This is a genomic window from Flavobacterium sp. AK-345, from assembly GCF_058310175.1.
In genome coordinates this window covers 273,745-288,816 of the sequence record NZ_JBZEER010000003.1, presented here as the reverse complement: position 1 = coordinate 288,816, position 15,072 = coordinate 273,745, and the positions used below count along the sequence as shown (strand labels likewise).

14 protein-coding genes are annotated in these 15,072 nt (G+C 32.2%); 7 read left to right on the top strand and 7 right to left on the bottom strand.

Annotated features, from left to right (window positions below; all coding sequences use genetic code 11):
- Positions 1–21: 21 nt before the first annotated feature.
- From AC4FQ3_RS08120 to AC4FQ3_RS08100, 5 genes are all read left to right on the top strand, one after another.
- The gene (locus tag AC4FQ3_RS08120; protein ID WP_491181528.1) at positions 22–1,698 is read left to right on the top strand and encodes a peptide MFS transporter; all 1,677 of its coding nucleotides are present in this window, start codon (positions 22–24) and stop codon (positions 1,696–1,698) included.
- Position 1,699: 1 nt separating this feature from the next.
- The gene (locus tag AC4FQ3_RS08115; protein WP_491181649.1) at positions 1,700–3,187 is read left to right on the top strand and encodes a peptide MFS transporter; all 1,488 of its coding nucleotides are present in this window, start codon (positions 1,700–1,702) and stop codon (positions 3,185–3,187) included.
- Between the two features lie 56 nt (positions 3,188–3,243).
- Positions 3,244–3,711, top strand: a complete 468-nt coding sequence (locus tag AC4FQ3_RS08110; RefSeq protein ID WP_042566081.1) for a thioredoxin family protein — start codon at positions 3,244–3,246, stop codon at positions 3,709–3,711.
- A gap of 223 nt (positions 3,712–3,934) precedes the next feature.
- Complete coding sequence (locus AC4FQ3_RS08105) at positions 3,935–4,393, top strand: thioredoxin domain-containing protein (RefSeq protein WP_042566082.1); 459 nt, start codon at positions 3,935–3,937, stop codon at positions 4,391–4,393.
- Between the two features lie 271 nt (positions 4,394–4,664).
- Positions 4,665–5,117 (top strand): thioredoxin family protein, encoded by a 453-nt coding sequence (locus tag AC4FQ3_RS08100; protein WP_491181527.1) that lies wholly within the window; start codon positions 4,665–4,667, stop codon positions 5,115–5,117.
- Between the two features lie 8 nt (positions 5,118–5,125).
- On the opposite strand, the gene AC4FQ3_RS08095 is transcribed toward AC4FQ3_RS08100, so the two are convergent.
- The 5 genes from AC4FQ3_RS08095 to surE all read right to left on the bottom strand — a co-directional run bounded on the left by AC4FQ3_RS08095 (position 5,126) and on the right by surE (position 9,940).
- The gene (locus tag AC4FQ3_RS08095; RefSeq protein ID WP_491181526.1) at positions 5,126–7,162 is read right to left on the bottom strand and encodes a ComEC/Rec2 family competence protein; all 2,037 of its coding nucleotides are present in this window, start codon (positions 7,160–7,162) and stop codon (positions 5,126–5,128) included.
- A 55-nt stretch (positions 7,163–7,217) separates the two neighbouring features.
- Positions 7,218–7,703 (bottom strand): C40 family peptidase, encoded by a 486-nt coding sequence (locus AC4FQ3_RS08090; RefSeq protein ID WP_491181525.1) that lies wholly within the window; start codon positions 7,701–7,703, stop codon positions 7,218–7,220.
- A gap of 10 nt (positions 7,704–7,713) precedes the next feature.
- Entirely contained in the window at positions 7,714–8,829 is a 1,116-nt protein-coding gene (lpxB, locus tag AC4FQ3_RS08085) for a lipid-A-disaccharide synthase (RefSeq protein WP_073394839.1), read from the bottom strand.
- Between the two features lie 66 nt (positions 8,830–8,895).
- Positions 8,896–9,168 carry a hypothetical protein gene (locus AC4FQ3_RS08080; RefSeq protein WP_042566086.1) on the bottom strand — a complete coding sequence of 91 codons (273 nt, stop codon included), beginning with the start codon at positions 9,166–9,168 and terminating at the stop codon, positions 8,896–8,898.
- Positions 9,161–9,940, bottom strand: a complete 780-nt coding sequence (gene surE / locus AC4FQ3_RS08075; protein WP_491181524.1) for a 5'/3'-nucleotidase SurE — start codon at positions 9,938–9,940, stop codon at positions 9,161–9,163. Before surE ends, AC4FQ3_RS08080 begins: the two co-directional genes overlap by 8 nt.
- 214 nt (positions 9,941–10,154) lie before the next feature.
- On the opposite strand from surE, the gene AC4FQ3_RS08070 reads away from it, so the two are divergent.
- A complete protein-coding gene (locus tag AC4FQ3_RS08070) occupies positions 10,155–12,338 on the top strand; it encodes a carboxy terminal-processing peptidase (RefSeq protein WP_491181523.1) in 2,184 nt (727 codons plus the stop codon).
- Between the two features lie 86 nt (positions 12,339–12,424).
- Positions 12,425–13,222, top strand: coding sequence for a DNA/RNA non-specific endonuclease (locus AC4FQ3_RS08065; RefSeq protein ID WP_491181522.1), 798 nt, complete (start codon positions 12,425–12,427; stop codon positions 13,220–13,222).
- On the opposite strand, the gene rpe is transcribed toward AC4FQ3_RS08065, so the two are convergent.
- Both rpe and AC4FQ3_RS08055 read right to left on the bottom strand, forming a co-directional pair.
- Positions 13,199–13,861, bottom strand: coding sequence for a ribulose-phosphate 3-epimerase (gene rpe / locus AC4FQ3_RS08060; protein ID WP_491181521.1), 663 nt, complete (start codon positions 13,859–13,861; stop codon positions 13,199–13,201). The genes AC4FQ3_RS08065 and rpe overlap by 24 nt on opposite strands.
- A gap of 331 nt (positions 13,862–14,192) precedes the next feature.
- On the bottom strand, positions 14,193–15,056 hold the full coding sequence (locus AC4FQ3_RS08055) for a sigma-70 family RNA polymerase sigma factor (protein WP_007804760.1): 864 nt from the start codon (positions 15,054–15,056) through the stop codon (positions 14,193–14,195).
- Positions 15,057–15,072: the final 16 nt, after the last annotated feature.

Here is a 15,072-nt window from a genome sequence, read left to right as displayed (position 1 = left end):
CTTAAATAAATAGTGAATAATATGGAAGAAACTCAAGTGAAAACGGCGCATCCAAAGGGACTGTGGGTTTTGTTCGGGACGGAGATGTGGGAGCGGTTCAATTTTTATGGAATGCGGGCTTTATTGACTTTATTTCTTGTAAACTCATTATTAATGAAAGAAGAAGAAGCCTCGCTGATTTATGGAGGTTTTCTTGGGCTTTGTTACCTGACGCCAATGTTAGGTGGATTTGTTGCAGATCGATTTTTAGGTAACAGAAATTGTATTCTTTTAGGTGGATTATTGATGGCAATTGGCCAGATGTTATTATTTACCAGTGGAAGTATTTTTGAGGCGAACCTGCCTTTGGCTAAAATCATTATGTATTCTGCTTTAGGTGTTATTGTTTTTGGTAATGGATTCTTCAAACCAAATATCTCGAGTATGGTGGGAAGTTTGTATCCAAAACAGGAAAAAACAAAACTGGATACTGCCTTTACTATTTTTTACATGGGTATTAATATCGGTGCTTTCTTAGGGCAGTCAATTTGTCCTTTATTGGGAGATGTTAAAGATTCTGGAGGGATTAGAGATATTCACGCTTTTAGATGGGGTTTCATGGCAGCTTCTGGCGCGATGCTTATCGGAACTGTTCTTTTTTACTTCTTAAAAAACAAATATGTGGTTTCTCCTGAAGGAAGACCATTAGGAGGTTTACCATCTAAAAATGTTGCAGAAGATTTTGAAGAAGGAGAAGCACAAAAAGCAAATTTTTCTAATAAAGCTTTAGCTATTGCGGGAATTGCATTTATCGCTTTAGGTTTCTTTTTTCATTATGTTGTAGGTCAAAATTTAATTTATACTTTGATTTATTCAAGTGGTTTGGCTTTGGCCGGATTAATTATTTCGGATACGTCTTTAACAAAAATTGAAAGAGACAGAATTATTGTAATTTACATTGTCTCGTTCTTTATTATTTTCTTCTGGGCCGCTTTTGAACAAGCTGGTTCATCTTTAACTTTTATTGCAGACAATCAAACAGACAGACATTTCTTTGGCTATCTAATGCCTCCATCAATGGTTCAGATTTTCAACGGATTATTTGTGGTTGTTATGGCTGTTCCTTTCAGTATTTTATGGGATACTTTGAGAGCAAATCAAAAAGAACCTATTTCTCCTGTAAAGTTAGCTGCCGGACTAGTGATAATCTGTATTAGTTTCTTTATGATTGCCACTCAGGTTTCTTATATCGGAACTTCAGGACTGTTATTAGTAAAATGGCTTATCTTATTGTATTTCTTAAATACATGTGCTGAGTTGTGCTTATCACCAATTGGTTTATCATTGGTAGGTAAGTTATCTCCAAAACGTTTTGCATCATTATTATACGGAGTATTCTTTTTGTCGAATGCGTCTGGTTATGCTTTAGGAGGGACTTTAGGTTCTATCTTACCTGCAACCGGAGATAAATTTGCAAAGGCAAAAGAATTAGGAATTGATCTTCAGGCGGTTTTAGATAATAAAATTACACCAACTGCAGAGCAGTTAGCCTTGTTGGATCAACACCAAATCAGTGCTCATAATCACTTTTTTGCAGGATTTGAAATCCATAATTTATACGAGTTTTTCATGGTATTTGTTGTTCTTACAGGACTTGCGGCAATAATTTTGTTTGCTTTGACTCCTTTCTTGAAAAAAATGATGCATGGAGTTAGATAAGATGGAAAACAATACAATTACATTAGAACAGATACAGGATTTTAAAGGCAAATATCCAAAGCAATTATGGTATTTGTTTTTGGTTGAAATGTGGGAGCGTTTTTGCTTCTATGGAATGAGAGGGGTTTTAGCTTTTTTTATGGTAGACCAGTTAGGTTTGCTTGAAGGAAAAGCAAATCTTCAATACGGAGCTATTCAGGCTTTTGTTTATGCTTTTACTTTTATTGGAGGAATTTTTGCTGATAAAATTTTAGGTTTTAAAAAATCATTGCTTTTTGGTGGAATCGTAATGATTTTGGGGAATTTGCTAATAGCGGCTTCTCCGCATGATTTCTTTTACTACGGAATTACTTTGTCTATTATTGGTACCGGTTTTTTTAAGCCAAATGTATCTTCAATGGTTGGTGAGTTATATCATGAAAGTGATGGGCGAAGAGATGCAGGTTATGGAATGTTCTATGCAGGTATTAATATCGGTGGAATGTTGGGTGGTGCGATTCCTATTTATTTAGGAAAAAACTATTCATGGAGTCTATGTTTCTTATCTGCAGCAATTGTAATGATTATTGGAGTAATTACTTTTCTTTTAACGAAAAAGCATTTGGCGCCAATTGGAAATTCTCCTCTTGAAAATCATACTCCAAAAAAACGTAATCTTTATGAAATTGCAGTTTATGTAGGTTCTATTGTAGTGATTCCGTTAGTTTACATAATGGTTATCAATTCTGATTTTACAGAATATTTTATGTATACGATTGGAATTGCCGCACTATTGTATTTCTTATATGAATTGTTTCAAATAAAAGACAGAAAACAACAATACAAATTATTGGCCGCTTTCATTTTTATCTTCGGATATTTTATGTTCATGGCTATTTCTGAGCAGTCAGGAGGTTCATTGTCTCTTTTTGCTAAAGATAATTTATCAAGCAAACTATTGTGGTTTAATATTGATCCAAACGTAGTCAATAACAGTATCAACTCATTATACGTTATTATCTTTAGCCCATTAGTGGGATTATTGTGGATCTTTTTATACAAAAGAAAAATTGAGCCGAATACAGTTATTAAATTTGGATTTTCGTTTATACTACTAGCTGTTGGTTTCTTTATATTTTATAGTGCCAGATTTTTTGTTGATGCAAATGGGCTAAGTTCTTTAGACTTATTTGCGTTAGGATATTTGGTTTATACACTTGGAGAACTTTGTATAGGACCAATCGGAATGTCTGTAATTACCAAATTATCGCCAAAAAGATTGTTTGGTATGATGATGGGGCTTTGGTTTTTATCAAGCGCATTCGGGCAATTTGCAGCCGGAAAACTAGGTTCAGAAATGTCAAATGCTAATACAGGAACGACTTTAATGTCTAAACTTATTGCTTATACAGATGGGTATTATCAATTGGCTATATATGCACTTGTTGCAGGTGTTGTTTTAATTGTAACAACGCCTTTAATTAAAAAATTAATGCAAGAAGTAAAATAGACGACATTTACCGATTCTTTTTTTGTTTAAATTTGTAAAAAATTAAAACGCCGACCATGAAAAAAATATTTTTAGTTGCCTTTTTTGTATTAGGAGCATTTACTTCTCAAGCTCAAGAGTTAAAATGGTATACAGATGTAAAAGAAGCCATTACTGTAAGCAATAAGGAGAATAAACCAATGCTAATGTTTTTTACAGGAAGCGATTGGTGCGGATGGTGTATCCGTTTGCAAAATGAGGTTTTAAAAACAACTGAATTTCAGAAATGGGCAAAAGACAATGTTGTTTTAGTAGAGTTGGATTACCCACGAAGAACTCCGCAAACTCCTGAAATAAAAAATCAGAATAATGAGTTGCAGCAAGCTTTTGGTATACAGGGGTTTCCGACTATTTATTTTACCAGCGCAGAAGCTAAGGATGGTAAAGTAAATTTTAAAGGACTTGGACAGACCGGATATGTTGCAGGTGGACCATCAGCCTGGCTGGCAGTTGCGGAAGGAATTGTACATCCGAAAAAATCTTAAGCGAAAATTTTATTCAATAAATAATTTTAAAAAACTCCCTACAGTAATGTAGGGAGTTTTTTTTGTTTAGTAGGAAAAGTTTTGATTTGCATTTTTGGAAATTATTATTTTATTATTTTATTGGTATTAAAAAAACATATAGTGTATTTTTTGTATTAATAAAACTTGTAAAATTAAAATATTATGTTAATTTCGTCATGCTAATCTAACCAAACCTATTACTATGACTAAAAAATTACTTATCCTACTCGTTTTTTTTGGATCATTTATGTTACATTCTCAAAATTTAGTCTGGAGAACAAACATGACTGATGCTATCGCTATAAGCAATGAGCAAAATAAACCAATGCTGATTTTGTTTACTGCCTCTGGTGTGCCGGATAATCTTCAAAATGAAATCTTCAAGACGCCTGATTTTGCGGTATGGTCTCGTGATAATGTTATTCTTGTTAAATTGGATTTATCCGATATTAATGCTTCTGATAGCGATAAAGAACAAAACGTAAGACTTAAAAATGCTTTTGGTGTTGTTGAATTACCCGAAGTTTGTTTTGCAAGTGCTTCTGTTAGAAAAAACAAAACGACTTTTAGTGCGTTAGGAAAACTTGCCTACAAACCCGGCGGTGCAAAATCCTGGATTTCTGAGTCAAATTCGATTTTGCATCCCAGTGAAAGCGAATAATAAAACTTTTTAATTACTTTCTAAATTTAATTTTGTAGTAATCCCTTTTCACGACAGGTGAAAAGGGATATTTTTTTGCCTGTTCCGGCAATTTAGTGTAACGACATTTGCTATTTAAAGCTCGGTTTTTTTTCAAATTGCTATTTTTTTATCAATTTATTAGTGATTTCCTTTTTATTAAGACTTCGTTAGCTTTTTAACTCCGTCAGGATTGTTTTTTAGCGTATTTATGTTAAATTGGTTCAATTATTATAACCAAACCTTATTTTTTATGACCCAAAAATTACTTATCCTACTGTTTTTTTTAGGTTCGTTTTTTATGCGATCACAAGGCCTTGTCTGGAGTACAAATCTGACAGATGCGATTGCAATAAGTAATGAACAAAGAAAACCATTATTGATTTTTTTTACCGCCTCAAATGCACCGGAAAAAATTCAAAATGAAATTTTTAACACGCCTGATTTTCTAAATTGGTCGAATAAAAATGTTGTTTTAGTAAAACTTGATTTGTCTGATGCTTCAGCATCTCAGAGTGTAAGAGACCAAAATGTTTCCTTAAAAAATGCCTTCGGTATAGACGAGTTACCCCAAGCTTGTTTTGCAACCGCAGCGATGAGAACAGGAAAAACCAACTTTAATTCCTTAGGAAAAATTGGTTACAATTCAGGAGGTGTAAAAGCATGGATTGCCGAATCTAATTTGATTTTGAATCCCGAGGAATAGCAAGAATTTTAATTCAAAGTATAGTATCCCTTTTCGCGTGTTGCGTGAAAAGGGATATTTTTTATCAGACAACTTGTTCTCCAGTATTTTTGTATGGAATTTGAATTTGTTGCATCTGCCACTACGACTTTTGGTTTTAATTTTTGTAAAATACGATCCAAATTTATTTTGGGTGATTGTGTTAAAATAATGATATCCGGTTGAATTTTATCTTCATAAATACCGGTACTATCTATTAAAAGGATCTTTTTGCCATTAAAAAACAAAAGATTCCTAACGTTTTTTATTTCTTTTAAACAGGCAAAATTTCCAACTAAATAAGGATCGGTAATGTTATTTTTTGTTTCTTTTTTTAGAAGGCTGTCATTTGTAAAAATAGAAACATTTTGTCCGGTTCTTTTTGTAATAATTGTTTTTTTTGCTGTATTAAAAACAATTAATTCTCTTTGGTTTTCGGTTTCTTTTTTAGTGTAAACAAATGAAATTTGCAGTAAAATAAAAGTAAAAAGAAACGCAATTAATTTACCGAAACTTGGTTTTTTGAACCATATTATCACTGTTATAGTTACTAAGGAAAATGTAAGCAGATAATAAGAATTGAAACAGATATTTCTAATTACAAAAGAATCAAAAGATGCTACATAATGAATGATAAGATTTAAGAAATAGATGCTTTTTTCGAAAATTTGAACAATAAATAATGGACAACTTTGAAATACAGAAATCACCATAACAATAATTCCTGCAATCATTATAAAGGATAAAACAGGTAAAATGAGAATGTTGGTCACAAAGAAAAGCCCCGGAAACTGATGAAAATAATACAAGCAAATAGGGAAAGTGCCTATTTGTGCTGCGAATGAAACGGTTAAGGCTTCCCAAAGATAATTGATGATTTTATTTTTAGGAGTCCATATATTTTTGAATAAAGGCTGAATCCATACAATAGAAAATAATGCAATGTAACTTAACTGGAACCCAACATCAAATAGGAAATAAGGTTCAAAAAGTAAAATCAATAAAACGGAAACAAGTAAAGTATGATAGGTATTCGTACTTCTATGTAAATGATTGCCAATGGCAATAAAAGAAAACATAACAACTGAACGTAAAACGGGAGGTGAAAGTCCTGATACAATACCAAAAAGTGCGAGTGAAATTATAATGACAACTAGTTTTGTAAAAGAACCTTTTTTTGTGTTGGGAATTGGTTTTAAAATAAATAGAATGAATATCATTATAAAGCCTACATGTAGCCCTGAAACTGATAAAGCATGTGTAGCTCCTGAATATTGATAATCCTTAATAATATCGGCTGAAATTTCTTGTTGCTGTCCTAAAATTAATGCCATTGCAACATCCATTTCGACTTTATTGAAATTTGCTTTTTCAAGATTACGAATTATTCTTGTGTTTAATCGTGAAGCATAAAACCAAATATCTTTTTTGATTTTTTTGTTAATGTTAATCGCTGTTTTTGATGTATAGATTTGTGCGTAAATTTGCTTGTTAGCCAAATACTTACTATAATCAAACTGATTTGGATTTTTGGATGGACTATTGTGGTGTAAAATTGTTTTTACCTTTATTTTGTTTCCAATTATAAGAAGATTTGGCAAACTGTCTTTTTGTACGTTAATAATAATCCTCCCCGAATAATTTTTTTGGTTAATGCTGCTTACAATCGCAATATATCGATCACTATAATCATTGCTTTTGATTTTTTCTCGAAGTGTCAGAGTTATATAATGCTCACCTTTAAAAGCTTTTTCATAATGTGTATAATTAGATTGCTGAAGAGAATCGGTATTGATCAGGAGAGTCGTAATTCCAACACAAAATGAAAGGTAAGTAATGCTTATTCCAAAAAGAGTATTTGCTTTTTTGCTCTTTTTTGAGAGGAAATATAAGATTGAAATTAAAGATATGCCGATACTAAGAGCTATTGTAGCTATTGCAATTGAAGGTTGCCAAAAATAGCAAACCAAAATCCCTAAAATAAAGCTGATGGTAATTTTAACCAAAGGAAAATCTAATACTTTCATGATCTAAAAGTATTAAAAATTTGTAAGAAAAATAATATTTTTTTATCGCATAATATTAATCGATAATTCGATTAATCTGTGTAAAAGATTTTTGATAATAAGCTTCTTTGGTTGATGAAATTATTACACCTTTTGAGGTTGAAGAATGCACAAATTTTATTTCATCAGAATGGACTTCGGTAATCAAGCCAACATGATTTATTTGGCTGCTTTTATTGGTTTTGAAAAAAATTAAATCACCTTTTTGTGCATCATTCAATCTAATTATTTTTCCAATTTTAGATTGCTCATACGAGCTTCTTGGTAGTTTAATGTTCTGAGAATCAAAAGTGGTGAAAACCAAGCCAGAGCAATCAAAACCATTTTTGGTTGTTCCTCCGGCTTTATAGCGTACGCCAATATTGTCTGTTGCAGTTTCGATTAAATTATTTACAATATATTTATTTTCTCGTTTTGATTCAGTTTTGTTTACTGTAGGTGATGTCGATTTACACGAAATAAACATCAAAGACAACAAAGATAAAACGAGTATTTTTTTCAAAATAAAAAGGTTAAGATTTTAAATCGGCAACAATAAGTTTTGCAGTTTTTTTACTTGCGCCAATTCCGCCTAGTTTTTGCTCCAGAATATCATAATTTTTCAGCAGATTTTGACGATAATTTGGGTTTAGTAATTTTTGTAACTCTTCTTTAATACGTTTTGGATTGCATTCGTTCTGAATCAATTCTGTTACAACTTCCTGATCCATAATTAAATTAACAAGCGAAATGTATTTTAAGGTAATAATGCGTTTTGCAATTTGGTAAGAAGCCCAGCTTCCTTTATAACAAACCACTTCGGGTACTTTAAAAAGGGCAGTTTCTAAAGTTGCTGTTCCGGATGTTACCAATGCAGCTGTTGAAGAACGCAGCAAATCATAAGTTTTATTAGAAATAAATTTGATGTTTTTATTGGTAATAAATTGCTGGTAAAATTCATAATCCTGACTTGGTGCGCCGGCAATTACAAATTGATAATCCTGAAAATCATCAACAACACTTAACATCAAACTTAGCATTTTGGTGATTTCCTGCTTGCGGCTTCCGGGCAAAACAGCAATAATCGGCTTTTCACTCAATTGATTTTCTTTTCTAAAAATAACTTCATCAAAAGGCGGCTGATTTTGAATAGCATCAATTAAAGGATGACCAACAAAATCTACCGGGAAATGATGTTTGTCTTCATAAAAACTTTTTTCGAAAGGTAAAATCACAAACATCTTGTCGACATCCTGTTTGATGGCTTTGATTCTGTTTTCTTTCCAGGCCCAAATTTGAGGAGAAATATAGTAGTGCGTTTTGTAATTTAATGCTTTTGCCCATTTTGCAATACGCATATTAAAACCAGGATAATCTATAAAAATAATGACATCTGGCTGGAAATACGTAATATCTTTTTTGCAAAAAGCAATATTGCTAAAAATGGTTTTTAAGTTAAAAATAACTTCAACAAAACCCATAAAGGCCAGTTCACGATAATGTTTTACCAGAGTTCCTCCGGCTTTTTGCATTAAATCACCTCCCCAGAATCTAATTTCAGCCTGAGGATCTTCCTCATATAATGCCTTCATTAAATTTGAACCGTGTAAATCTCCAGAGGCTTCGCCAGCTATTATGTAGTATTTCATAAAAGTATTTTTGAGATGTGTTTTATTTTAAAAACACAACAAAATTTTGCAATGCAAAGATAGAATTTAAATAAACAAAGTAGAAATCGCCAAAACAATTACAGCAAAAATGACTCCTCTTGCCATAAATTCTTTATTGATTTTTAAAAGAATTGTAAAAACCACTAAATTTAAAGTAGCTCCTAAAGCAATCACCTTTCCCAAATAGCCATATTGTTTTATTGTCTTAATTCCGGTTGAAATTTCAAAATCAGTAAAGATTTTTATAAACAAAAAACTTCCCAGTAAGGCAACAAAAATTCCAATTAAGAAACCAATAATAATATCCTTTTTATTCATTTAAATTCCATGTATTAAGTTGTTGCATAGTGTGATGTGCCGTTAAATCAAATTGAACGGGAACTACTGAAATATAACCGTTTTCCAGAGCCCATTCATCAGTATCTTCTCCTTGATCTTCGTTTGTAAACTTGCCCGTTAGCCAGTAATAATCTTTGCCAAAAGGTGTTTGGCGCTTGTCGAATTTCTGAGCATAGTAAGCTTTCGCCTGACGACAAATTTTTACTCCCATAATTTCATTTTCTTTTAATTTCGGAAAATTGACATTTAAAACTACACCTTTTGGTAGTCCGTTCGCAATTGTTTCCAGAGTAATTCTTTTGACAAAAGATTTTACAGGTTCAAAATCGGCATTCCAGTCAAAATCTAATAAAGAGAAACCAATTGCCGGGATCCCCTCAATTCCTGCTTCAACCGCGGCACTCATAGTTCCGGAATAAATAACATTTATAGAAGAATTTGATCCGTGGTTAATTCCTGAAACACACAAATCAGGTTTTCTTTTCATGATTTCATTTACTGCCAGCTTGACGCAATCAACGGGAGTTCCGGAGCAGCTATATTCAGCAATTTCGTCGCCTTCTTTCGAAATTTTATCAAGATAAAGAGTATTATTGATAGTAATGGCATGTCCCATGGCGCTTTGTGGCTTGTCTGGCGCTACAACTATTACCTCGCCAATAGTTTCCATAACACTTATTAAAGCTCTGATACCGGGAGCCAGAATTCCGTCATCATTGGTAACTAATATAAGGGGCTTTTCTTGTTTCATAATTTAAATAAGTGTTGTTATACAGCTAAAAATGCTGCATTATATAACAAATGTAGTGACAGATTTTGTAGAAAAGTAACAATTAAAATAAAATTTGTCAACTAAAGTAAAGATGGCTTTGGTACTTCAAACATTTTTATATCTTTAACAAAAAATTATAGTGAGCTTGGCTTTGTTGGCACAGTTTTTACCGTAACTTAGATTAAAAAATTTGATGAATGCTATTATTATGTTTATGAAAAGAAATTATAAAATACTTATAGCCGTATTATGCTTGTCTTTAACCTTATTTGCTTTTAAAATTAATGCAGATAAGCAAGATGATCCGGATCCAAACAGAGATAAAACGCTTTTAGAATTACTTGCTTTTGTTATTGAAAAAGGACATTACAGTCCTGCTGAAATAAATGATGAGTTTTCTAAAGGAATTTTCAAGGATTATATTGATGCGCTTGACCCCTCAAAAAGATTCTTTTTGCAGTCTGATATTGATGAATTTAAGCAATATGAATTGATGCTTGACGATCAGTTTTTAAACAAGGATCTTACCTTTTTCAATCTTACATATACAAGATTGATGAAACGTATGGAAGAAAGCAAAAAACGCTATAAAACTATTTTGGCTCAACCTTTTAATTATAATGTTGATGAGACTTTTAATGCAGATTATGAGACGCTGCCTTATGCCAAAAATCTAACAGAAATTAATGAAAGATGGAGAAAGCAAATTAAATTATCTACACTTTCATCACTTGTTACAAAACAAAAGTTAGAAGAAGATAAGAAAAAAACAGATCCTGCTTATAAAGTAAAATCGTTTGAAGCTTTAGAAAAAGAAACGCGTGAAAGTTCACTAAAATCATTAGACGATAACTTTAGTCTTATTAAAGATTTAAATAAAGAAGATTGGTTTTCTGTGTACGTAAATTCTATTATGACACGTTTTGACCCTCATACAAGTTATTTTGCACCAGAGGAAAAAGATCGTTTTGATGTGAATATCAGTGGAAAATTAGAAGGAATTGGTGCAAGATTAACCAAGAAAAATGATTTTACTCAAATCGATGAATTAATTTCAGGAGGTCCGGCATGGAAAGGAAAACAACTTGAAGCGGGAGATTTAATTTTGAAAGTAGCACAAGGAAACGAAGAGCCTGTAGATGTTGTGGGAATGCGTTTGGATGATGTTGTGAAAAAAATTAAAGGACACAAAGGAACTGAAGTAAAACTTACCGTTAAAAAAGTTGACGGAAGTATCAAAGTTATTTCTATTATAAGAGATGTTGTTGAAATCGAAGAAACATACGCAAAATCAAGTATTGTAGAAAAGAATGGATTGAAATATGGGGTGATTTATTTACCTAAATTTTATATCGACTTTGAAAATAAAGATGGTCGCGATGCAGGAAAAGATATCGCTCTTGAAGTAGAGAGATTGAAGAAAGAAGATATTAACGGAATCGTACTTGATGTTCGTGATGATGGTGGTGGATCTTTGTCTACAGTTGTAGATATTGCAGGTTTATTTATTGAAGAAGGACCAATTGTTCAGGTAAAATCTGCTGGAAAAAAGAAAGAAGTTTTATACGATAAAGATAAAAAGATAGAGTGGGACGGACCGTTGGTAATTATGGTTAACAGTTTCTCAGCTTCGGCTTCAGAAATTTTGGCTGCTGCAATTCAGGATTACAAGCGTGGTATTATCATTGGAAGTAAACAAACTTACGGAAAAGGTACGGTACAAAACGTTCTTGATTTAAATCAGTTTGTTCGTAATGCAAGTTATGGAGATTTGGGTGCACTGAAAATTACAGGACAAAAATTCTACAGAATTAATGGAGGTTCAACTCAATTAGAAGGTGTTCATAGTGATGTTGTTATGCCAGATCGTTATGCGTATTTAAAAATGGGAGAACGCGATATTGATAATGCAATGCCTTGGGATAAAATTGATCAGGCTGATTATAATACATGGACAGAAAACCAAAAATTTAATCAGGCAATTGCGAATAGTACAACTAGAATTGCTCAAAGTCCTCAATTTAAATTAATTGAAGATAATGCAAAATGGATTGATGTTAAAAACAAAGAGAACACTTATAGTTTAAATATCAACAGTTTTAAAGCTACGCAAGAACAAGTTGAAAACGAGGGTAAAAAATATAAACCAATTTCAGAATACAAAAACAATTTGGTTTTTAAATCACTGCCTTATGAAGAGCTTGAAATTAAAAACGATGCAACTTTAAAAGAAAAGAGAGAAGCCTGGCACCAGGCATTATCAAAAGATGTTTATGTAGAAGAAGCATTAAATGTTTTGGATGATTTGCAAAGTAAAGGTAATGTTGTAAAAGGTACTTCATCTAAAATGAAAAAAGATAAATTAGTAAAATCTTAATTTCTTAGAAAATTAATTTGTTATGAAAACGCTCCGAAAGTTTATATTTACGGAGCGTTTTTTTATGAACTTTAATTAAAATTAGTATGATAAAAAGTCTTGTGTTTAGTTTGATTGGCTTGGCATTGTTTTCTTGTAAAAGTGATGTGAAAGAGAAAAATGAAATTATAATTGAAGAATCTGAAAAAGATAATTCACCATATTTTGTTTCAAGTCAAAGCAGTACAGATTCGTTATATAATGTTTCTTATTTGCCAACATCTACGACAAACCAAATTGTAAAGCATAAGTATTACACACTATCATATAATGAAAAATTTGAGCAGGCAGAATGGGTTGCTTATGAATTAAAGAAAGAATATTTAAAAAATAATGATTTTAAAAGACCTTATTTTGTTGAAGATCCAAATGTAACAACGGGTTCTGCTGATTGGAGAAATTATAAAAAATCAGGATATGACAAAGGGCATCTATGTCCGGCTGGAGATATGGAGTTTAATAAAGATGCATATAACGATACTTTTTATACTTCAAATATTTCGCCTCAAAGACATGATTTTAATAGCGGGATCTGGAATAGATTAGAACAGAAAACGCGTTATTGGGCAGGTAAGTATAATGATGTGTATGTGGTTACAGGTGGAATCCTGAAAGATTCGGATAAAAAAATAGGAACAGAAAAAGTATCTGTTCCTAAATATTTTTATAAAATCATTTTGGCTAAATCAGGGAAAGAACATAAAGCAATTGCTTTTTTAGTTCCAAATGAAGATAGCGATAAGTCACTTTATGATTTTGTAGTTTCTATTGAAACTTTAGAAAAAATGACCGGTATTGATTTCTTTCCGAATTTGAAAAATTTAAAAAGTAGTAAGGACTTTTAAGTCAGCAATAGTTTGCGTTGGATTTTCAGCTTTAAAAACAAAGCTTCCTGCAACTAAAATATCAGCTCCGGCCTCTACTAATTGTTTTGCATTTTTGTTGGTTACACCGCCGTCAATTTCGATAATTGTCGAAGCACCTTTTCTTGCAATTAAATCTTTTAGTTTTTTAACTTTAGCATAAGTATTTTCGATGAAAGATTGTCCTCCAAAACCAGGATTAACGCTCATAATACAAACTAAATCAATGTCATTAATTACGTCTTCTAATAAATCAATATTAGTATGAGGGTTGATGGCAACTCCTGCTTTCATTCCTTCGGCTTTAATAGCCTGAAGTGTTCTGTGTAAATGTGTACAGACTTCGTAATGTACGCTTAAAATATTGGCACCTAAATCAGCAAAAGTTTTGATGTATCTGTCAGGATCAATAATCATCAAATGTACGTCGATTGTTTTTTTTGCATGTTTAGAAATTGCTTCCAAAACTGGCATTCCAAAAGAAATATTTGGAACAAAAACTCCATCCATAATATCAATATGAAACCAATCAGCCTCGCTGTTATTGATCATCTCGATATCACGTTGTAAATTGGCAAAATCAGCTGCAAGAACAGAAGGAGCAATAAGTGTATTCTTCATTGTGTAGTTGTGTGTTATTTTTTGCAAAGGTAGATTTTAGTTTGTTTAAATAAAATTTTATTTTTCTAACCATTAAGAGATTAAGAAAATAAAGTAGCAGTTGATAATCCTTTTTTAGTTTTATAAACTGAATGATCTTCCTTAATTTAACTTAATATCTTAATGGTTAAAAAAAAGCAATAAAAAACTCCGGTAATCAGCCGGAGTTTCAATCATCAATCAAAAAACGAACAGTCAATCAAACTGTTGTTTGCGTTAAAAAGGTTTCAAGTTTCAAGTTTCAGGTTACTCATAGCAACTTGAAACTTGAAACCTGAAACAAAAATATTATCTATCCTAAATATGTTTTTAAGATTTTACTTCTAGAAGTGTGTTTTAATCTGCGGATTGCTTTTTCTTTAATCTGACGAACACGCTCACGAGTTAGGTCGAAAGTTTCTCCAATTTCTTCTAAAGTCATTGGGTGCTGGTCTCCAAGACCAAAATATAAACGAACAACATCTGCCTCTCTAGGAGTTAATGTTTCTAATGAACGTTCAATTTCAGTACGTAATGATTCGTGAATTAATTCTCTGTCCGGGTTTGGAGATTCTCCAGAACGTAAAACGTCGTAAAGGTTAGAATCTTCTCCTTCAACAAGAGGCGCATCCATAGATAAGTGACGACCAGAGTTTTTCATAGACTCTTTTACGTCGTTTACAGTCATGTCAAGTTCTTTTGCAATTTCTTCAGCAGAAGGCGGACGCTCGTTAGATTGCTCTAATAACGCATACATTTTGTTGATTTTATTGATAGAACCAATTTTGTTTAATGGTAAACGAACAATACGTGATTGTTCTGCCAAGGCCTGAAGGATCGATTGACGAATCCACCAAACTGCATAAGAGATAAATTTGAAACCACGAGTTTCATCAAAACGTTGAGCGGCTTTAATTAAACCTAAGTTTCCTTCGTTAATTAAATCAGGAAGTGTTAATCCTTGATTTTGATATTGTTTAGCTACCGATACTACGAAACGTAGGTTGGCTTTTGTAAGTTTTTCTAAAGCTCTTTGATCACCAGCCTTTATTCTTTGTGCTAATTCTACCTCTTCATCAGCGGTAATTAGGTCAACTTTTCCGATTTCTTGTAGATATTTATCTAACGATGCAGTTTCACGATTGGTTACCTGCTTGGTGATTTTAAGTTGTCTCATTGTATTGTCTCCTTAT